18 protein-coding genes are annotated in these 19,214 nt (G+C 71.6%); 12 read left to right on the forward strand and 6 right to left on the reverse strand.

Features of this window, described 5'->3' with window-relative positions; translation table 11 throughout:
* Both AC54T1_RS03270 and AC54T1_RS03275 read left to right on the forward strand, forming a co-directional pair.
* Nucleotides 1-1,398 (forward strand): MSMEG_0567/sll0787 family protein, encoded by a 1,398-nt coding sequence (locus AC54T1_RS03270; RefSeq protein WP_496911012.1) that lies wholly within the window; start codon nucleotides 1-3, stop codon nucleotides 1,396-1,398.
* A complete protein-coding gene (locus tag AC54T1_RS03275; RefSeq protein ID WP_496911013.1) occupies nucleotides 1,395-2,504 on the forward strand; it encodes an MSMEG_0565 family glycosyltransferase in 1,110 nt (369 codons plus the stop codon). The genes AC54T1_RS03270 and AC54T1_RS03275 overlap by 4 nt, the downstream gene beginning before the upstream one ends.
* Here the strand turns inward: AC54T1_RS03275 and AC54T1_RS03280 are convergent.
* From AC54T1_RS03280 to AC54T1_RS03305, 6 genes are all read right to left on the reverse strand, one after another.
* The gene (locus tag AC54T1_RS03280; RefSeq protein WP_496911014.1) at nucleotides 2,488-3,318 is read right to left on the reverse strand and encodes a carbon-nitrogen hydrolase family protein; all 831 of its coding nucleotides are present in this window, start codon (nucleotides 3,316-3,318) and stop codon (nucleotides 2,488-2,490) included. The genes AC54T1_RS03275 and AC54T1_RS03280 overlap by 17 nt on opposite strands.
* A 9-nt stretch (nucleotides 3,319-3,327) precedes the next feature.
* Nucleotides 3,328-4,671 carry an MSMEG_0569 family flavin-dependent oxidoreductase gene (locus AC54T1_RS03285; RefSeq protein WP_496911015.1) on the reverse strand — a complete coding sequence of 448 codons (1,344 nt, stop codon included), beginning with the start codon at nucleotides 4,669-4,671 and terminating at the stop codon, nucleotides 3,328-3,330.
* A gap of 23 nt (nucleotides 4,672-4,694) precedes the next feature.
* Nucleotides 4,695-5,003 carry an MSMEG_0570 family nitrogen starvation response protein gene (locus tag AC54T1_RS03290; protein WP_496911016.1) on the reverse strand — a complete coding sequence of 103 codons (309 nt, stop codon included), beginning with the start codon at nucleotides 5,001-5,003 and terminating at the stop codon, nucleotides 4,695-4,697.
* Nucleotides 4,996-5,925 (reverse strand): carbon-nitrogen hydrolase family protein, encoded by a 930-nt coding sequence (locus AC54T1_RS03295; RefSeq protein ID WP_496911017.1) that lies wholly within the window; start codon nucleotides 5,923-5,925, stop codon nucleotides 4,996-4,998. Before AC54T1_RS03295 ends, AC54T1_RS03290 begins: the two co-directional genes overlap by 8 nt.
* Before the next feature lie 10 nt (nucleotides 5,926-5,935).
* On the reverse strand, nucleotides 5,936-6,460 hold the full coding sequence (locus AC54T1_RS03300) for an MSMEG_0572/Sll0783 family nitrogen starvation response protein (RefSeq protein WP_484343905.1): 525 nt from the start codon (nucleotides 6,458-6,460) through the stop codon (nucleotides 5,936-5,938).
* A 500-nt stretch (nucleotides 6,461-6,960) separates the two neighbouring features.
* Nucleotides 6,961-8,481, reverse strand: coding sequence for a DHA2 family efflux MFS transporter permease subunit (locus AC54T1_RS03305; protein ID WP_496911018.1), 1,521 nt, complete (start codon nucleotides 8,479-8,481; stop codon nucleotides 6,961-6,963).
* A 162-nt stretch (nucleotides 8,482-8,643) separates the two neighbouring features.
* On the opposite strand from AC54T1_RS03305, the gene AC54T1_RS03310 reads away from it, so the two are divergent.
* From AC54T1_RS03310 to AC54T1_RS03355, 10 genes are all read left to right on the forward strand, one after another.
* Nucleotides 8,644-8,850 (forward strand): hypothetical protein, encoded by a 207-nt coding sequence (locus AC54T1_RS03310; RefSeq protein ID WP_484343907.1) that lies wholly within the window; start codon nucleotides 8,644-8,646, stop codon nucleotides 8,848-8,850.
* 59 nt (nucleotides 8,851-8,909) lie between these two features.
* Nucleotides 8,910-9,425: a low molecular weight protein-tyrosine-phosphatase gene (locus tag AC54T1_RS03315; protein WP_484343908.1), complete on the forward strand. Its 516-nt coding sequence runs from the start codon at nucleotides 8,910-8,912 to the stop codon at nucleotides 9,423-9,425.
* 76 nt (nucleotides 9,426-9,501) lie between these two features.
* Nucleotides 9,502-9,945, forward strand: coding sequence for a hypothetical protein (locus AC54T1_RS03320; RefSeq protein WP_496911019.1), 444 nt, complete (start codon nucleotides 9,502-9,504; stop codon nucleotides 9,943-9,945).
* Nucleotides 9,946-10,144: 199 nt separating this feature from the next.
* Complete coding sequence (locus AC54T1_RS03325; RefSeq protein WP_496911020.1) at nucleotides 10,145-11,155, forward strand: App1 family protein phosphatidate phosphatase; 1,011 nt, start codon at nucleotides 10,145-10,147, stop codon at nucleotides 11,153-11,155.
* Between the two features lie 45 nt (nucleotides 11,156-11,200).
* The gene (locus AC54T1_RS03330; RefSeq protein ID WP_484343911.1) at nucleotides 11,201-12,310 is read left to right on the forward strand and encodes a LacI family DNA-binding transcriptional regulator; all 1,110 of its coding nucleotides are present in this window, start codon (nucleotides 11,201-11,203) and stop codon (nucleotides 12,308-12,310) included.
* A gap of 167 nt (nucleotides 12,311-12,477) precedes the next feature.
* Nucleotides 12,478-14,136, forward strand: coding sequence for an ABC transporter substrate-binding protein (locus tag AC54T1_RS03335; protein WP_484343912.1), 1,659 nt, complete (start codon nucleotides 12,478-12,480; stop codon nucleotides 14,134-14,136).
* A 103-nt stretch (nucleotides 14,137-14,239) separates the two neighbouring features.
* The gene (locus AC54T1_RS03340) at nucleotides 14,240-15,220 is read left to right on the forward strand and encodes an ABC transporter permease (protein ID WP_484343913.1); all 981 of its coding nucleotides are present in this window, start codon (nucleotides 14,240-14,242) and stop codon (nucleotides 15,218-15,220) included.
* Entirely contained in the window at nucleotides 15,217-16,188 is a 972-nt protein-coding gene (locus tag AC54T1_RS03345) for an ABC transporter permease (protein WP_484343914.1), read from the forward strand. Before AC54T1_RS03340 ends, AC54T1_RS03345 begins: the two co-directional genes overlap by 4 nt.
* Entirely contained in the window at nucleotides 16,185-17,927 is a 1,743-nt protein-coding gene (locus AC54T1_RS03350) for an ABC transporter ATP-binding protein (protein WP_496911021.1), read from the forward strand. The genes AC54T1_RS03345 and AC54T1_RS03350 overlap by 4 nt, the downstream gene beginning before the upstream one ends.
* A gap of 114 nt (nucleotides 17,928-18,041) precedes the next feature.
* Nucleotides 18,042-19,211, forward strand: a complete 1,170-nt coding sequence (locus AC54T1_RS03355) for a glycoside hydrolase family 1 protein (protein ID WP_496911022.1) — start codon at nucleotides 18,042-18,044, stop codon at nucleotides 19,209-19,211.
* The last annotated feature ends 3 nt before the right edge of the window (nucleotides 19,212-19,214 follow it).

Genomic DNA, 19,214 nt, shown 5'->3' on the forward strand with positions numbered 1-19,214 from the left:
ATGACGGTCGAGGCCCTCTCCGTCCTCACCGGTCCGGTGCTGCGCACCGCGCCGGCGCCGCGCTCCGACGTGCTCGTCGAGGAGGCCGATGCCGCCCAGGTCGCGGCCTACCGCGCCCTGCGCCGTGCGGCGTTCGTCGAGGAGCAGGGCCTGTTCGACGGCACGGACCACGACGACGTCGACGACGACCCGCGGACGGTCGTCCTCGTCGCACGCGACCGCACGGGGACCGTCGTCGGCGGGGTGCGTCTTGCGCCCATGACCCCCGGGCGGGACCTCGGCTGGTGGGCGGGCAGCCGCCTCGTCGTCGCACCCGGCGCCCGGGGTGGCGCGGGCCTGGGGACGGCACTCGTCCGCGCCGCGTGCGCGCTCGCGGAGTCCCGCGGCGTCCTCCGGTTCGACGCCCAGGTGCAGCGCACCGCCGCGGTCCTGTTCCGCCGCCTCGGGTGGCGGCCGACGGGCACGACGACCCTCCGCGGCGTCGAGCACGTGAGCGTCACGTGGCCGATCGACCGGGTGGAGCGCCTCGTCACCGCCTCCAAGGCGCACCTCGCCGCCCTGCTCGGCCCCGGGAGCGCACCACCGGGGTTCGTCGGCGACGACGGCGCCCCCGTCGCCGGGACGGACGTCATCGCGGCCTGCGACGCGATCCTCCCCTCGATGGTCGAGCGCCAGCCCGAGTGGGCGGGCTGGTGCGCGGCGCTCGTCAACCTCAACGACCTCGCCGCCATGGGCGCCACCCCCGTCGCCCTGCTCGACGCCCTCGGTGCGCGCGACGCCTCGTTCGCGACCCGCGTCATGTCCGGGCTGCGCGCCGCCGCGGACGCGTGGGGGGTCCCGCTCATCGGCGGCCACACCCAGCTCGGCGTCCCGGCGTCCCTCGCCGTGACGGCGCTGGGACGCACGAGCCGCCCCGTGCGCGCCGGCGGGGGACGAGCAGGTCACGCGCTCACGGTCACCGCGGACCTCAGCGGGGGCTGGCGCCCCGGCTTCGCGGGGCAGCAGTGGGACTCCACCTCCGGACGCACCCCCGCAGAGCTGCGTCACCTGCAGGGCATGGTCGCCCGCGCCGCGCCGGCGGCTGCCAAGGACGTGAGCATGGCCGGGCTCGTCGGGACGGCCGGGATGCTCGCCGAGGCGTCCGGCTGCGCCGCCGTGCTCGACGTCGCGAGCGTGCCCGCTCCGGCAGGCGCCTCGACCGGTGACTGGTTCACGTGCTTCCCGGGCTACGCGATGATCACGGCGGACGACCCGGGGACCTCCCGGATGGGGTCGGACCTCACGACGCACGCCGAGTGCGGCACGCTCGAGGAGGGGTCCGGCGTGCGCCTGCGCTGGCCCGACGGCGTCCTCACGAGCGCGGTGCCATCCACCGTCACCGGGCTGGGTACCGCGTGACGGCCGTACCGCGGATCGCGCTCCTCACGTACTCGACCAAGCCCCGCGGCGGCGTCGTGCACACCCTCGCCCTCGCCGAGGCGCTCGCCCTCGCGGGCGCGGCCGTCGACGTGTGGACGCTCGGCCGGGGCGGCGACACCACGTTCTACCGCGACGTCGACCCCGCCGTCAGAGTCCGCGTCGTCGACTTCCAGGCCCGCGACGGGGAGGACGTGGGCGCGCGCATCGTGCGGTCCATCGCGACGATGCGCGCCGCGTTCGACCGCACCGGGTACGACGTCGTGCACGCCCAGGACTGCATCACGGCCAACGCGGTCCGCGGCGTCGTGCGCACCATCCACCACCTCGACACCTTCACGACGCCGGAGCTCGCCGCGTGCCACGAGCGGGCCGTCGTCGAGCCCGTGGCCCGGATCTGCGTGTCCGACGCCGTCGCCGCCGAGGTGCGTGCCGGGTGGGGCCTCGACCCGGTCGTCATCCCCAACGGCGTCGACTCCGCGCCGTACGAGGCCGCGGCGGCTGACGTGGCCGGCATTCGTCGCTGGCGCGACCGGCTCGGCGACTACGTCCTGGCCGTCGGCGGCATCGAACCCCGCAAGGGCACCCTCGACCTGCTCGACGCGTACGCCGGGCTGCGGGACGCCCACCCCGGGCTCCGGCTCGTCCTCGCGGGCGGCGAGACGCTCTTCGACTACCGCGACTACCGCGCGGCCTTCGACGCCCGGGCCGCCGAGCTCGGTGTGGAGCCCGTCCTCCTCGGCACCGTGCCCCAGGCGGACATGGCGCCGCTCGTCGCCGCGGCGCGCGTCATGGGGTTCGTGTCGACGAAGGAAGGGTTCGGGCTCGCGGCCATGGAGGCGCTCGCGGCCGGCGTGCCCGTCGTCGCCCGGGACCTGCCCGTGCTGCGCGAGGTGTTCGGCTCGGCCGTGCGGTACGCGGGTGACGTGGCGGGAATCCGCGAGCAGCTGCACGACGCCCTCGTCGACCCGGCCGCCATACCGGCTGCGCGCGGCGCCGGGCTGGCGAGGGCCCACAGCTGGGACCGGGCCGCGCGGGAGCACCTGCGGTTCTATGCCGGGCCCGGCATGGTCAGCGTCGGTAGCTGACCGGCACGCGTTCCTTGAGGTGGGACAGGGTCCGCCGGGACCGCGTCACCTCGGCCTCGACGTCGAGCTCGGCGGTGACGAGCCCGCCCTTGCCCCACAGGCGCGCGAGCGTCTGACCGCCCGGCCCGACGATCTTCGACTGCCCGAGGAACCGCAGCCCACCGAGCGTCCCCGTGTGGTTCGCGGAGACCACGACCACCTGGTTCTCCGCAGCACGCGCCTCGTCGTAGAGGTCGAACAGGTGCGACTGGCGGTCGGCGCGCATCCGGTCGGAGCGTTCCGTGACGCTCGCCGGCCACGCCGAGAGGCACGCGAGGAGGTGGGCGCCGTCGAGCGCGAGGGACCGCGCGCCCTCGGGGAACGTCTTGTCGTAGTCGATGAGCATGCCCAGGCGCCCGACGGGGGTGTCGATCGCGTCGAACGTCGTGCCCGGCGCGTAGACGTCCCGCTCGCCGAGCGTGAGGTGCACCTTGTGCTGCACGCCGAGCACCCCGTCGCCCGAGAGGCAGACGGCGGTGTTGGTGGGCAATCCCGTGGCCGACGCCGCGGCGAGGCCCACGCACACGACCATCGGACCCGCAGCCGCGACGAGGCGGCTCACCTCGGGGCCGTCGAGCGCCACCGGTGGCGGGACCGCGCCGGACGACGGGTCCTCGAGCTCGATGAGATACCCGCCGATCGTCGCGCCCGGCAGGACGAGGAGGTCGACGCCCTGGCCGCGCGCCTGCTCGAGGATGCCGTCGAGCTTGTCCATCGTCCGGCCCACGTCTCGGCCGAAGTGCCCGGCGACGGCACCGAGGGTGAGCAGGCTCATCCGGTCAGCCTAGGCGAGGGCCGGGGCGCCGAGCGGGACACCGACCGGGGACGCGGGGTGCGCAGCGGCGGGCGAGGCGTCCACCGCTGCTGCCGGTGCCGTCGGCACCACCGGGCCGAGGGTGGCGGTGATGTGCTGCGCGAGGTGCTCGGCGTCGCGCGCGATCGCCGCGAACCGGCCCGAACCCCACGTGTGCAGCCAGGGCAGGCCGATGAACGACAACCCCGGCACGGAGGTGATCCCGCGGCGGTGGGTGGGCCGACCGCTGCCGTCGAACACCCCGACGTCCACCCAGCGGTAGTCGGCCCGGAAGCCGATGGACCACAGGACGGTCGTGATGCCGGCGGCGGCGAGGTCGAGCTCGGCCGGCTCGTCGGCCGGCTCCCACACCGGCGTGTAGCGCGGCTCGGTGGGTGCGTCGATGCCCTGGGCCGCGATCCACCGGTCGATGTCGTCCTTGATGGACTCCGCCACGGAGTCGGCGTGGTCGAGGGACTGACGCAGCGTCGGCGCGAACCGCAGCGCGCTCCCCGTGCCGCCCGTGAGCCGTCCGTAGAGGGACATGCCCTCGCTCGCGAGGCGCCGCAGGTCGAGGTCCCGACCACCGTCGCGTCCGGTGACGTAGTGGTTGGTGTTCTCCCGCTTGGCGAGGCCGCCGGCGTGCTCCTGGACCGCGACGTCGTACACCCCCATGTCGTGCAGCCACGCGACGCAGTCCCGGCCGCGGTAGCGGCGCGCGACGCGCGGCGCGTTGCCGACGGCCAGGTGCACCTTGCGCCCCGCGAGGTGCAGGTCTTCCGCGATCTGCGTCCCGGACTGCCCCGTCCCGACGACGAGGACCGCGCCGGGCGGGAGCTGGTCGGCGTTGCGGTACTCGTACGAGTGGAGCTGCCGGACCGTCTCGGGGATCCGGTGCGACACGGGCGGCACGACGGGCACGTGGTACCCGCCGGTGGCGACGACGACGTGGTCCGCAGTGAAGGCGCCCGCGGTGGTCGTGACGGTGAAGCCGCCACCCGCGCGCTCGCAGACCGACGTCACCGCGGTGCTCTCGCGGACGTCCGGGGAGAACGTGTCGAGGTACCCGCGCAGCCACGCGTACACCTCGTCGCGCGTCATGAAACCGTCCGGATCGTTCCCGGCGTAGGGGTAGCCGGGCAGGACGCACTGCCAGTTGGGGGTGACGAGCGTGAAGTTGTCCCAGCGGCCCGAGAGCCACTCGTGGCCCGCGGTGTGCCGCTCGACGAGGACGCACCTGACGCCGGCCTTCTCGAGGTGCCAGGCGACGGACAACCCCGCCTGCCCGGCCCCGACGACGAGGACGGGGACGTGCTCGGCGGTCGCGGTGCTCATGACGCCTCCTGCGGTCGCGGTGCTCATGACGCCTCCCGGGGGAGCGGCGGTTCCATCGACAGGACGCGCACGGGACGACTCTCGTCCGGGGCGTACCGGGTGGCGCTCTCCCGCAGCTCGGCGAGCTGCTGGCGCGCTGACGTGCACTCCATCCCGTACCTCGCCCGCACCCGAGCACTCGCCTCGGTCAGGGCGGCCGCGGCCTTGTCGAGGAACTCCGGGACCGGGTACGCCTCGCCCGGCGCGAGGTGGTCGTGCAGGACGAGCGACGGCGAGTAGCAGGACTCGACGACGCCGTCCGGCCACGCGATCTCCATGCGCATCTCAGGCATGAGCGAGCTCCGTGGGGTCGAGGGCTGCCGTCCGCCGCACCCGGGCGTCGGGTGTGATGACGGCGTCGGCGACGACCGCCTCGTAGGCGAGAGGCCGCCGGTCGCGCAGGTGGAACATGCCCTTGCGCATCGCGGAGAACGTGGCGTCGACGTCGATGTCCGCGACGGCCATGCCGCCCTCGACGCCCGTGCTCGCCAGGACGTTGCCGCCCGGGTCGACGACCTTCGCGTTGCCGACGTACCGCAGCGACCCGAACGTGCCCTCCTGGTTGGAGGCGAGCCAGAACACCTGGTTGTCGAGGGCGCGTGCGGCGTCGAAGAGGTTGAACCGGTACGTCCACCGGTCGTCCTGGAGGTTCTCGGCGGTGGCCGTGCGGGCCGCGGGCCACGCGGACATGCTCACGATGATCTCGGCGCCGTCGAGCGCGAGGCTGCGCGCGGCCTCGGGGAACGCCTTGTCGTAGCAGATCTGCAGCCCGATCCGGCCGACGGGGGTGTCGAACGCCCGGTACCCGTCGCCCGGGGAGTAGGACATGTTCTCCCCGAGCGGCTGGTGCACCTTGCGGTAGGACCCGAGCACCCCGGAGCCGTCGACGGCGGCTGCCGCGTTGTAGCGGGTCTCCCCGTCGTCGTCGAGCTCGCAGAAGCCGATGCAGACGACCATGTCGCCCGCGATCTCGGCGACGCGCGCGAGCTCCGGCCCGTCGAGGCGGATCGCGGGCGGCAGGGAGCGCGTGGTGGTGCGGGCCGTGTCCCCGTGGTCGCCGAGGGAGGACAGGTAGCCGCCGATCGCGGCCTCGGGGAGGGCGAGGAGCCGTACGCCACGGGCGCGAGCGGCGCCGACGAGCTCCGTGATCGTCGCGAAGTTCTCGTCGAGGTCGCGACCGAAGTTCGCGGCGCACGCCGCGACCGTGAGCGTCATGGCGACCTCCTCAGAGGTTGTACGTCGAGTTGATGATCGCGCCCTTGCGGGCGTAGTGGATGACGGCGTCCTGGACGTCGAGCGGGTGCGCCGGGATGGTGCCCTCGATGAGGTCCTCCTCGCGGATGCCGTGCAGCGACAGCCCGAACCGGCAGACGAACACGGTGCCGCCCTCGGCGATGAACGTCTTGAGCGCGTCGTTGATGTTCTGCTCACCCGGGAACGCGCTGTCGCCCGTGGTCGGGAACCCGCGGGTGTCGACGGCGTTGATGGCACCCGGACCGTAGAAGTAGATGGCCGACTCGAACCCCTTGCGCAGCGCGCGGGTCGCCTGGAGGATCGCCACGAAGCTCACCGACGACTCGTGGGCGATGCCGTGCACGAGCGTGAAGTACGCCTCGCCGTTCTCGGCCTGGTAGTCGGGGAAGATCTTCGTCGACCCGTAGATGTTGCTGCCCTTGGGCAGCGACGGGTGGGGGATCTCGGCGATCGACTTGGCGATGTTCTCGGCGATGGTCTGCTCGACGTCGGGCATGATGCTCCTCGGGGGCTCCTGGGACCTGCGCGCCGCTGCCGTCGGGGCGACGACCGGCTCGTGCTCACCAGCGTGGCCACCGGCCGTGTCGCAGTGGTTTCCATGGGAAGTCGGTCCGGTAAAAGCACGACGAGGGCATGGAGAAGCCCGTGGGCTGGTGGTTTCCCACCGCGCCGTGGTGGACGATTCCACGGCTCCCACGGGCTCCGGTGACTGCCTGGTACTCGCTGCCGCCCACCTCTCGGTGCGGGCCCGGGTATCCGACGATGTCGACCGGTCGTCCGCGTGTGTCCGGGCCTGGGGCCCGGTCAGCACTGGCGACTAGCGGACAGCCACCTCACGTGTCCTAGGGGAAATCATTTCTGGGACCACCTCCTTCCTCATGTGCCCCCGACGCTACGCCCGGCTGTCAGGGCCGGGCAAGGGTTTTTCCCGGTGGCGTAGCGGGGCATTCGGGAGGGTGGTGGTCAGTCGCCGAACAGGCGGGGGAAGCGCACCAGTCAGTGCATCATCGGTGCAGGCTCTCCCACGACCGTCGGGGGCTTGCGGACGAAGGCGCTCGCGGCGATGGCAAGCAGGCTGACGAGCGCCCCGACGAGGAACGCGGCCTGCACGCCGCCCGCGGTCGCCTCGACCTCGCTCGCCCCCTCGGCGATGCGGTCGGCCGCGCCGGTCGTGAGCAGGGTGACGAACAGCGCGGTGCCGACGCCACCCATGACCTGCTGGACGGTGCTGAGGATCGCACTGCCGTGGGAGTACAACGCCGGTCGCAGCGACCCGAGCGACGCGCTGAACAGCGGCGTGAACGTCATGGCGAGGCCGATGCTCAGGACGACGTGCACCACGGGGATCATCACCTCGGACGTGTCCGCGCGCAGCGTCGTCGCCATCGTCCACAGCGCACCGCTCACGAGGACGGACCCGCCCACGAGGAGCGCGGTGGGGCCGACGCGGTCGTAGATGCGCCCGACGAGAGGTGAGAGCACACCCATGATGAGCCCGCCCGGCAGCAGCAGCAGACCGGTGGTCAGCGTGCTGAGGCCCAGGACCGACTGCATGTAGATGGGCAGCACGATGAGGCTGCCGAACAGCGTGATGCTCGAGATCGCGATCATGACGATCGGGATGGTGAAGTTCCGGGTGCCGAAGGTCCGCAGGTCCAGCAGCGGGGCCGACGTGCGGGAGAGCTGCAGCTGACGCAGCACGAACAGGACGAGCGCGACGGCGCCCACACCGACGGGCACGAGCGGGGACACGGACGGCGACGCACCGTGCGCCGCGCCCTCGCCGACGGCAGACAGCCCGTAGAGCAGCCCGCCGAACGCGAGTGCGGACAGGACGACGGACAGCACGTCGAGCGGGACCTTGCGCGGCTCCGTGACGTTCTGGATCTTCGAGCCGCCGAGGACGAGCGCCGCGATCGCGATGGGCAGGACGAGGATGAACATGAAACGCCAGCTGAGGACGTCGAGGATGATCCCCGAGATCGTCGGGCCGATCGCCGGTGCGACCGAGATGACGATCGAGATGTTCCCCATCGTGCGCCCGCGGGAGGCCGCCGGGACGAGCGTCATCGCCGTGGTCATGAGGAGCGGGAGCATGATCGCCGTGCCGCTGGCCTGGACGACCCGGGCGACGAGGAGGATCACGAACCCTGGTGCGACGGCCGCGAGGAGCGTCCCGACGCTGAACAGCGACATCGCGAGCAGGAAGATCTGCCGCGTGTGGAAGCGCTGGAGCAGGAACCCTGTGATCGGGATGACCACCGCCATCGTCAGCAGGAAGCCGGTGGTGAGCCACTGCGCCGTCGGGGCGCTGATCGAGAGGTCGGTCATGAGCGTCGGCATCGCGACGCTCATGATCGTCTCGTTGAGGATGACGACGAACGCCGAGACGATGAGGATGCCGATGACGAGGCGGTTGCGCGCCGCGTGGGGGTCGGGTGCGTGCGGATCGCCCGTGGGAGGCGTTGTCCCCGTGGACGAGGAGGCGGTCGAGGGAGCTGTGGGCGCGTTCGGCACAAGGAGTCCAGTGTTCGTGCGGCTGGGGGGGGTCGGCGTGCCCGACCTCGGTCGGTGCTGCGCGTAGACGGTACCCAGGGGAGCGCGGCTCGCGTGAGTTGTATTCCCGGTGAGGACATGGGCAGGTGGAACGACCAGGGCCGGGTCGGTAGGTTCGACCGCATGAAGCACACACCCCACGACTCTGTGATCGCGCTGCTCATCGGCCTGACGGCGGTGACGGGCGCGGCGACGATCCTCACCATCCCGAGCCTGTTCGGGCCGGACGGGGGCCGGGTGTGGGTCACCGTGGTGCTGGGGTGCGCAGCGCTCGCCTTCGCCGGTCTCGCGGTGCACGAGCGGCGCCGCCGCCCGTCGGGGCACAGCTAGTCGGCGCGACGCCGGGGGCCGAACAGCGCGAGACGAGAGGTCGTGGGATGTACAGGATCATGACGGTCTGCACCGGCAACATCTGCCGTTCGCCGATGGCGGAGGTCGTGCTGCGGGAACGGCTCGCGGAGGCTGGTTTGGACGACCGCGTCGTCGTCGACTCGACCGGCATCAGCTCCGAGGAGCGGGGCAACCCGATGGACCGGCGCGCCCGGAAGGTGCTGCAGGCAGCCGGGTACACCGACGCGGCCCTCGACGACCACCGGGCGCGGCAGGCGCGCCCGGAGCACCTCGCGGACCGGGACCTCGTCGTGGCGATGACCGCCGAGCACGCCCGCGCGCTGCGGCGGCTCGCCGACGGCGCTCGTGACGTGCCTGACGACGTGGTGTCCCGGGTGCGGATGTTCCGGTCGTTCGACCCGGCCGCACCCGCCGTGCACGGCGTCGAGGACGAGCACCGGCTCGACGTCGAGGACCCCTGGTACGGGGATCTCACCGACTTCGAGGAGTGCCTCGAGCAGGTGGAGGCCGCCGTCGACGGCATCGTCGCGCACGTCCGCTCGCGCCTGACCTGAGCGCCGTCCCGGTTGCGGGCATCGCTGACCCACGGTCGAATCGTCCCTGGACATCCCACGACGAGAGGGGCTCGACATGGACAACGACCAGGTGGTCTGGGCGATCGCCGCGGTGGTGGTGCTGGCGGTGATCGTCGTCGCGGTGCTCGCAGCGAAGAAGTCCCGGGCGGCTCGCGAGGAGAAGCAGCGTGAGGAGCAGCGCCACGAGGCGCAGGAGATCCGGCGGCGTGCCGAGAAGGAGCAGGTCGAGGTGCAGCGCCGTGAGGCCGAGGCCGCCCGTGTGGACGCGCAGGCCCGCCTCGCGCAGGCCGAGGCAGACGCCCGCGCGGCGGACGCCGCCCAGCTGCAGCAGGAGGCGCGTGAGCACACCGAGCACGCGACCGGCGCCCGCTCCGAGCTCGACGAGCAGTTGCGCCGCGCCGACGAGCTCGACCCGGAGGGCACGCCCGCCGCGGCCGCGGACCCGCGTCCCGCACAGTCCGGCGACCAGTCGGACGTCCGTCCCCAGCACAAGGAATAAGCCGATCACCGACACCGAGGCACCCACGACCACGAGCCGTCCGCACCGCGCGAGCAGGTGGGAGGACCGCTTCACCCACGCGACCGCCAGTGCCCTGCGGCGCCGCGGCTGGCAGCCACGGGTCGAGCCGTACACCGGGTACGGGCTCGCTCCGGGCAGCGAGCCCGGGGCCGACGGCAACCCCGCGGGCGCCGGATGGGTGCGCGTCCTCGCGCGCGTCATGCTCTCCCCGCAGAGCCCTCCGGGCACCACGACGGAGCGGGACGACGCCACGGCGCGGCCGGAGGACTCCGCTCCGGAGCCAGCGGCCGTCAAGCGCGAGACCACCACGACGACGAGCCCCGACGCCCTGCGGGCGGTGCGCGGGTGGCGCAGCTTCTTCACCGCGCAGCTGCCGCTCGCCGAGGTCGAGATCCGCGTCGGGGAGCGCGTCCACCGGGTCCGGGCGGACCGCGGTGGGTACGTCGACGTCGTCGTGCCGTCCTCCCTCGGGGAGGGGTGGCACGAGGTGAGCGTCCGCCCCCGCGGCGGCCCCGCCGTCGACGCGCCCGTGCGCGTGCTCAGCGACGAGCCGCACCTCGGCATCGTCAGCGACATCGACGACACCGTCATGGTGACCGCCCTGCCGCGACCGCTCATCGCGGCGTGGAACAGCCTCGTGCTGCACGAGGACGCGCGGCGTCCCGTGGCGGGCATGGCACAGCTGTACGCGAAGATCGAGGCCGCCTACCCGGACATGCCCGTGCTCTACCTGTCCACGGGTGCGTGGAACGTCGCGCCCGCGCTGCGCCGCTTCCTCGCGCACCACAGGTACCCCGCGGGTCCGCTGCTCCTCACCGACTGGGGACCGACGAACACGGGCTGGTTCCGCAGCGGGCAGGAGCACAAGAACCGCACCCTGGAGCGGCTCGCGGAGGAGTTCCCGCACGTGCAGTGGCTCCTCGTCGGCGACGACGGGCAGCACGACCCGGTCATCTACGGAAAGTTCGCGCAGGAGCACCCGGAGCAGGTGCGGGCTGTCGCGATCCGGCAGCTGTCCGCCGCGCAGCAGGTGTTCGCGCACGGTGCGACGACACCCCTGCCGGCATCCCGTGAACAGACCGAGTCGGGTGGTGCGGGCCCGGTGCCGTTCGTCGCCGCGCCCAACGGGACAGGCCTGACGCGCGAGCTGCGCGACATCGGTGTGCTGCCGCCCGCGGACGGGGCCTGAGGACAGGTGCTCTAGGATCGGCGCCGTGACGAGACGGGGGACCTGATGCTCAAGCCTCCGACCGTCTATGACGTCGCGGACCTCGCCGGCGTGTCCATCGCCACCGTCTCGCGGGTGCTGCGGCGACCGCACGAGGTCGCGCAGGCGACGCGGGACCGCGTGCAGGCCGCCGTGCTCGACCTGGGGTACGTCCCGAGCGGGAGCGCGCGCGGTCTCGCGGCGCGGCGGTCCGGTGCGATCGGGCTGTGCTTCCCCGACTTCGACGGCATCCACGGGACCGACAGCCCGGACGGTGGAGCCGGCGCGATCGCGCCGGTGGACGGCCCCATCCACGTGCAGCTGGACCCGCCGGACGAGGTCGCTCCGAGCGGGGACCTGTACATCAGCGAGGTCATGCTCGGCACAGAGATCGAGGCGTGGCGGCACGGGATGGCGGTGACCATCGCGGTGGCGCGCGGCGCAGGTGGCACTGCGATCTTCGACAACCTGGCCGGACGCGTCGACGGGATGGTGACGTTGTCGCGGACCGTGCCCGACGACCTGCTCGCCCACATCGCCCGCCGCATCCCCGTCGTCGTCATCGCGGGACCTCGTGCGGGGGACGAGTACGACCACATCAGTGCGGACAACCTCGGCGGGATGCGCGCGCTGACGGAGCACGTCATCGACGCGCACGGGGTCCGTGACCTGGCGTTCGTCGGTGGCCCGGCGGACTCCCCGGACGACCACGACCGGTTCGAGGGCTTCTGCGCAGCCGTGCGCGCCGCCGGTCTCGACGCACCGAGGGAGCCGGTGCTGCGGGGCGACTTCACGCGGGGGGAGGGGCGAGGGCTGGGCCGCCGGCTCGTCGAGTCGGGAGCCGTCCCGCGTGCCGTCGTCTGCTCGAACGACCAGACGGCCCTCGGTGTGCTGGACGCCCTGCTGGACGCCGGCCTGCGCGTGCCCGAGGACGTGATCCTCACCGGGTTCGACGGGATCGACGCGTCCGAGATGTCGCGCCCCCGCATCACGACCGTCCGCCAGCCGATGCGCGAGCTGGGGCGGGCGGCCGTCGACACGCTGCTGCGCCGCCTGGGCGATCCGGGTATGACGCCGCAGACGAGGACGCTGCCGGTGACGGTCCTGCTGCGCGAGAGCTGTGGCTGCCTGACCTGACCCGCGGTGCCGCGCAAGGACACAGGGCTCGGCCACGACGCAGATAGTTGCATCCGGTGGATGTATGCGCATACATTGCTGGGACAGCCTGCCTCGCCGCCGCGCTACGCACCGATGCGCACCGCTCCGGTCGACGTGACAAAGAAGACACGAAGGAGAAGTCCGCCATGACCGATGCACCCCGTCGGACGCGCAAGCGCCTGACCTCCGCGCTGGGTCTGGGGCTCGTCGCAGCCCTCGCCCTCAGCGCCTGCGCTGCGCCCGAGGACACGTCCGAGACGACCGGATCGAGCAGCACCCTTCTGCTCGCCGCCGACAACGGATCGCCCACGTTCGTGCGGAACTTCAACCCGTTCCCCATCGACAAGCGCACGACGGCGATGATCATCCACGAGCCGCTCATGGTCGTGAACCCGCTCGACGGGACCTCGGTCGACTTCCTCCAGACCGGGTACACCCAGCCCGACGCCAAGACGATCGTCGCGGACATCCGCGAGGGCGTGACCTGGAGCGACGGCGAGGACTTCACGGTGGACGACGTCGTCTTCACCTACGCCCTGCTCCAGGAGTTCCCCGCACTCGACACGACCGGCATCTGGTCCCGCGTGGAGTCCGTGAGCGCCGAGGGCCAGCAGGTCACCTTCACGCTCAAGGCCGAGGACTCCTCCGCAGCGCTCGTCGTGCTGGGCGTCCCGATCGTGCCCGAGCACCTCTGGGCCGAGGTCGAGGACCCCGTCACGTTCACGAACGAGGACCCGGTGGGAACCGGTCCCTATCTCCTCGACGAGTTCAACGCGAACCAGTACACGCTCGTCAAGAACGAGGACTACTGGCAGGCCGACAAGGTCGCCGCCGAGAAGCTCGTCCTCCCGGCGTCCAACACCCAGCTCGACATCGTCAACAACGGCTACGACTGGGCCTACTCGTTCATGTCCGACGTCGAGAACACCTGGGATGCCGCGGAGGAGGGCAACCAGCACTGGTTCCCCGCCGGCGGCACCATCGGCATCGCCCCGAACCTCACGAAGGCCCCCTACGACGACCCGAGCTTCCGCAAGGGGCTCTCGCTCGCCCTCGATCGCGAGGTGATCGCCGACAACGCCTCCGAAGGGACCATCGGAGCCGCAGGCCAGCAGGGACTGCTGCTCCCCACGCAGGAGGCGTGGCTCACCGACGCCATCCCCGACGAGGGCATGGTCACGCAGGACACCACAGCAGCCGAGGAGGCCTTCGCGGAGGCCGGCTACACCCTCACCGACGGCAAGCTCGTCGACGCCAGCGGCACCCAGGCCACGATGACCATCACGACGCCGAACGGCTGGACCGACTGGCTGCGCGCCGTCCAGGAGATCCAGAAGCAGTACGCGGCCATCGGCATCGACGTGAAGATCAACCAGCCGCAGCCGGCCGCCTACTTCCAGGCCGTGCAGAACGGTGACTTCGACGTCGCCATGGTGTCCTTCAGCGGCAACGGATCGGTCTACCAGGGGTACTACAACCTCCTGAGCTCCGACTTCTACCAGCCGGTCGGCACGTCCACGCCGTCGAACTACCAGCGGTACTCGAACCCCGAGGTCGACGCACTCCTCACGGAGTTCCGCATGACCGTCGACGAGAACCGCCAGAAGGAGATCGCCGGCGAGCTCCAGGAGGTCATGTACAACGACGTGCCGATCATCTCCGTCTACTACGGCGGGCTCTGGGGCCTGTTCTCGGACAAGAGCTTCACCGGCTGGCCCAGCGCCGACAACCCCTACATGACGCCGACGCCGTACACCTCGGCTGCGCTCGTCGTACTGACCACCATCACCCAGGTGGACGGCTGAGACGTCCTGACCCAGGACTCGTCGTGGATGGGCGAGTGGTGCGCACAACTCCCCTCGCCCATCCCTGCCGTAACTCCCACCTCCACCTGAAGGCGAGCCTCCCGTGTGGTATCTCCTGCGCAAGCTCGGCTTGCTGCTCCTGACGGCATGGGCCGCCATCACGCTGAACTTCCTCCTGCCGCGGCTCATGCCCGGCACGCCCGCTGACGCAGCGCTCGCCAAGCTCGCGCAGAACGGACCCGTCGACCCCGCCACCCGTGCCGCCATCGAGGCGCAGCTCGGAGTCCCCACCGGCAGCGCGTGGTCCCAGTACGTGGAGTACCTCGGGAACGTCCTCAGGCTCGACTTCGGCGTCTCCTACACGTTCTTCCCGCAGAGCGTCTCCACGCTCGTCATGAACGCGCTGCCCTGGACCCTCGTCATGGTGGGTCTCGTGACCGTCGTCGCCTTCGTGCTCGGGACGCTCCTCGGAGTCCTCGCGGCCTGGAAGCGCGGCACGTGGCTCGACACGCTCCCCACCCTCGGCGGGACCTTCACCTCGGCGTTCCCGTACTTCTGGACGGCCCTGCTGCTCTTGTTCTTCCTCGGGTACGAGCTGCGGTGGTTCCCCACCTCGGGCGCGTACGGACGCCAGTCCACCCCCAACCTCTCCCTCGCGTTCATCTCCGACGCCATCGGGCACGCGTGGCTGCCCGCGCTGACGATCCTCATCACCTCCCTGGGTGGCTGGATCCTCGGCATGCGCAACAACATGATCAACACCCTGGGTGAGGACTACGTGACCTTCGCGGAGGCGAACGGACTGCGCAGCAGAACCGTCGCGGTGAAGTACGCGGCCCGCAACGCGATCCTGCCCAACCTCACCGGTTTCGGCCTCGCGCTCGGCGGCGTCGTCGGCGGCTCCCTGCTCGTCGAGCGGGTGTTCAACTACCCCGGCGTCGGCTACCTGCTCTACAACGCGGTGACCAACCAGGACTTCCCGCTCATGCAGGCCCTGTTCCTCATGATCACCGTCAGCGTGCTCCTGGCGAACTTCCTCGTCGACATCTTGTACGGACTCTTGGACCCGAGGACCCGCCGATGACCGTCCCAGCGAACCTCCCCCAGCCCACGGGCGCGACGCCTCCCCACCTCACCCCGGCAGGGTCCGACGGCTCGACCGTCGTCCCGGCGGCGCACGGACCGGCCAGCCCGCTGCGGGTGCTCACCCGTGGTGCGGCGACCATCTGGAGCAACAAGAAGGCACGCCTCGGCGTCGTCCTGCTCGCCGTGTTCGTCCTCACTGCGGTCTTCGCGCCGCTCCTCGCGCCCTACGGCGCGACCGAGAACGGCTTCGGCCGCAACCAGGGACCCTCCGGTTCGCACTGGTTCGGGACGACGGCCGCCGGCGAGGACGTGTTCTCCCAGGTGATCTTCGGCGCACGGATCTCCGTGCTCGTCGGGTTCGTCGCCGGGTTCCTCTCGACGCTCGTCGCCGTCGTCGTCGGCCTCTCGTGGGGGTACGTCCGCGGTCCGCTCGCCGACGTCATCAACTTCGTCGTCAACCTCGTGCTCGTCATCCCGGCGCTGCCGCTCATGATCGTCATCGCGGCCTACCTGCAGAACGGTGGGACGGCGATGATCATCTTCGTCGTCGTCATCACGGGGTGGGCCTACGGGGCCCGCGTGCTGCGCTCGCAGACGCAGTCCATCCGGGGACGGGACTTCATCACGGCCGCCCAGTTCTCCGGGGACGGCGCGGCCCGCATCGTCTTCCGCGAGATCCTGCCGAACATGACCTCCCTCATCACCGGGAGCTTCTTCGGTGCCGCGACCGCGGCGATCCTCGCCGAGTCCGGCCTGTCCTTCCTCGGGATCGGCGACACGACGACGGTGAGCTGGGGCTCCATGCTCTTCTGGGCCTCGAACTCCAACGCGCTGCTCACCGGGCAGTGGGTGCTGCTCCTCGCTCCCGGTCTGTGCATCGCGCTGCTCGCCACGTCGCTCACCCTCATCAACTTCGGGGTGGACGGACTGTCCAACCCCCGCCTACGCGAAGGATCAGGACGATGAGCCTCCTCGAGGTCCGCGACCTGTCGGTCGTCTACGAACCGCGCGGCGCCGAGCCGACCTTCGCGGTGAAGAACGCGTCCTTCTCCCTCGAGCGCGGCGAGTTCGTCGGGCTCGTGGGGGAGTCGGGCTCCGGGAAGTCGACCCTCGGCTTCGCGGTGACCCGCCTCGCGAAGGCACCCGCCCGGATCTCGCAGGGGGCCATCCTCTTCGACGGCCGCGACATCGCGACCATGGAGGAGGAGGAGCTGCGCAGGCAACGCCAGGGTGGTTTCGCGATGGTGCTGCAGTCGGGCATGAACGCGCTCAACCCCGTCCGCTCCGTCCGCAAGCACTTCGGTGACATCTTCGCTGCGCACGGCCACGTCCCGCCGGCCCGGCGGCTGGCCCGGGCGCACGAGCTCGTCGAGAAGGTCGAGCTGCCCCGCACCGTCCTCGACAGGTTCCCGGGCGAGCTCTCCGGGGGCATGCGCCAACGCGTCTCCATCGCGCTCGCGCTGTCGCTCGAGCCCCAGCTCATGGTCTTCGACGAGCCCACGACCGCGCTCGACGTCCTCGTCCAGCACGCCGTCATGGGCACGATCCGCGACCTGCAGAAGTCGGAGAACTTCACCGCGCTCCTCATCAGCCACGACCTCGGCACCGTCCTCGAGTCGACGTCCCGGGTCATGGTCATGAGTGAGGGCGTCATCGTCGAGGACGCGACGTCGCGGCACATCCTGCGGTCCCCGCAGCACGAGTACACCCAGATGCTGCTCAGCCACTACGCCGACCCGCGCGCCGAGGTCGTCGAGGTGCCCGGTCTCGTCGTCCGTGGGTCGACGATCCAGACGACCGGCACCGAGCACGGCGGCACCGAGGACGGCCCAGGCGTCACGGCGCCGGCGTCGCCCGCCTCCTCGCCGCTCGCCGCCCCGGCGCGCCGCCGGGCGGGGCGTCCCGAGGCGACCGCGATCGTCGTCGACGACGTCTCGAAGGTCTACCCGCCGCCGCGCCGCGGCCAGGCGGCCGTCACCGCCGTCGACCACGTCTCCTTCACGCTCGAGCCCGGCCAGTCCATGGCGCTCGTGGGTGCGAGCGGCTCGGGGAAGTCGACCCTCGCCAAGCTCATCACCGGCGTCGAGCGTCCGACGACGGGCACGATCCGCTTCGGCGAGACGCGCGTCGACACGCTCCGCCGCCGGGGGCTGCGTGACCTGCGGCGCGAGGTGCAGATGGTCTTCCAGGACCCCTACTCCGCGCTCAACCCGCTGCACACCGTCGAGTACGCGCTCATGCGACCCGTCGTGAACTACACGGGTCTGCGCGGCGCAGCGGCACGCACCCGGGTCCTCGAGCTGCTCGAGACCGTGGGGCTGACCCCCGTCGAGCAGTTCGCGGCGAAGCTCCCGCACCAGCTCTCCGGCGGACAGCGGCAGCGTGTCGTCATCGCCCGCGCGCTCGCCTGCGACCCGCAGGTGATCATCGCGGACGAGCCCGTTTCGATGCTCGACGTGTCACTGCGTGCGGGCGTCCTCGCGCTGCTCGACGACCTGCGTGTGACGTTCGGCGTCTCGATGCTCTACATCACCCACGACCTGCTCTCGGCGCGCCTCGTGACCGACCAGATCATGGTGCTCAACGCCGGCCGCGTCGTGGAGTCCGGGCCGACGGCCCAGGTGCTCCGGTTCCCCGAGGACCCGTACACGGTGCAGCTTCTCGACGCCGTCCCGCAGCCCCAGCGGGCCGGATCCGGACGCTGACCCGTCCGACGCCCGACCTTCCCGACCCGCTCGACCCCTTCCGGACCGCGGCCGCCGTGTGCGCCGCGCACGTCCCTCCTGACCGCACCGACCCCCAGACCTAGCGAGGCACCCATGCTCCACTTCCCTGAAGGATTCCGTTGGGGATCCGCCACCGCCGCCCACCAGATCGAGGGCAACAACGTCCTCTCCGACTGGTGGCGCCGCGAGCACATGGACGGCACGACGATCGCCGAGCCCAGCCTCGACGCGTGCGACAGCTACCACCGCTTCCGTGAGGACATGCAGATCCTCGTCGACGCCGGCCTGAGCATGTACCGGTTCTCGATCGAGTGGGCCCGCATCGAGCCCGTCAAGGGCTTCATCTCCCAGGCCGAGCTCGCCCACTACCGCCGCATGGTCGACACGGCCCGTGAGCTCGGCCTGGAGCCGATGATCACGCTGCACCACTTCACCATCCCGCAGTGGTTCGAGGCCGAGGGCGGCTGGCGCGCGCCGGACGCCGTCGAGCGCTTCGCCTTCTACACCCGCAGCGTCCTGCCCGTCCTCGAGGGCGTGGAGTGGGTCTGCACCATCAACGAGCCGAACATGGTCGCGATGATGGCCGGCGGCGACGGCCAGGGGACGACCCTCCAGGCGTTCGGCCAGCCCCGGCCGGACGTCAACGTCGCGCAGACGTTGCTCGAGGCGCACCGCGCGAGCCGCGCCGTGCTGGCCGAGGCCGGGGACTTCCGCACCGGGTGGACCGTCGCCACCCAGGACTTCCAGCCGGAGCCCGGCTGCGAGGAGATCGCCCGCGAGTACGGCTACCACCGCGACGCCTGGTACCTCGAGGTCGCCCAGGGCGACGACTGGGTCGGGGTGCAGGCGTACACGCGCACGAAGATCGGCCGCGAAGGACCGCTGCCGATCGCCGACGGCGCGGAGCGCACGCTCACCGGGTGGGAGTTCTACCCGCGGGCCCTCGAGGACGGCATCCGCCTCGCCCACGAGATGGCTCCCGGCGTGCCCGTGTTCGTCACCGAGAACGGCATCGCGACCGACGACGACACTCGGCGCGTGGCCTACATGCAGGGCGCTCTCGAAGGCATGCACCGCGCCATCACCGACGGCATCCAGGTCGAGGGCTTCCTGTACTGGAGCCTCCTCGACAACTACGAGTGGGGGTCCTACGCGCCCACGTTCGGCCTCGTGGGCGTCGACCGGGCGACCTTCGAGCGGACCGTCCGGCCGAGCGCCGCGTGGCTGGGCGACGTCGCACGCGCCAACGCGCTCAACGTCTGACCT

The organism is Sanguibacter sp. Z41_6, from assembly GCF_059621145.1.

Bases quoted from the DNA above. Each gene is read 5' to 3' on its own strand.
- AC54T1_RS03270 (WP_496911012.1), top strand. From the start codon at position 1: ATGACGGTCGAGGCCCTCTCCGTCCTCACCGGTCCGGTGCTGCGCACC.
- AC54T1_RS03280 (WP_496911014.1), bottom strand. From the start codon at position 3,318: ATGAGCCTGCTCACCCTCGGTGCCGTCGCCGGGCACTTCGGCCGAGAC.
- AC54T1_RS03285 (WP_496911015.1), bottom strand. From the start codon at position 4,671: ATGAGCACCGCGACCGCCGAGCACGTCCCCGTCCTCGTCGTCGGGGCC.
- AC54T1_RS03290 (WP_496911016.1), bottom strand. From the start codon at position 5,003: ATGCCTGAGATGCGCATGGAGATCGCGTGGCCGGACGGCGTCGTCGAG.
- AC54T1_RS03295 (WP_496911017.1), bottom strand. From the start codon at position 5,925: ATGACGCTCACGGTCGCGGCGTGCGCCGCGAACTTCGGTCGCGACCTC.
- AC54T1_RS03300 (WP_484343905.1), bottom strand. From the start codon at position 6,460: ATGCCCGACGTCGAGCAGACCATCGCCGAGAACATCGCCAAGTCGATC.
- AC54T1_RS03310 (WP_484343907.1), top strand. From the start codon at position 8,644: ATGAAGCACACACCCCACGACTCTGTGATCGCGCTGCTCATCGGCCTG.
- AC54T1_RS03315 (WP_484343908.1), top strand. From the start codon at position 8,910: ATGACGGTCTGCACCGGCAACATCTGCCGTTCGCCGATGGCGGAGGTC.
- AC54T1_RS03320 (WP_496911019.1), top strand. From the start codon at position 9,502: ATGGACAACGACCAGGTGGTCTGGGCGATCGCCGCGGTGGTGGTGCTG.
- AC54T1_RS03330 (WP_484343911.1), top strand. From the start codon at position 11,201: ATGCTCAAGCCTCCGACCGTCTATGACGTCGCGGACCTCGCCGGCGTG.
- AC54T1_RS03335 (WP_484343912.1), top strand. From the start codon at position 12,478: ATGACCGATGCACCCCGTCGGACGCGCAAGCGCCTGACCTCCGCGCTG.
- AC54T1_RS03345 (WP_484343914.1), top strand. From the start codon at position 15,217: ATGACCGTCCCAGCGAACCTCCCCCAGCCCACGGGCGCGACGCCTCCC.
- AC54T1_RS03350 (WP_496911021.1), top strand. From the start codon at position 16,185: ATGAGCCTCCTCGAGGTCCGCGACCTGTCGGTCGTCTACGAACCGCGC.
- AC54T1_RS03355 (WP_496911022.1), top strand. From the start codon at position 18,042: ATGCTCCACTTCCCTGAAGGATTCCGTTGGGGATCCGCCACCGCCGCC.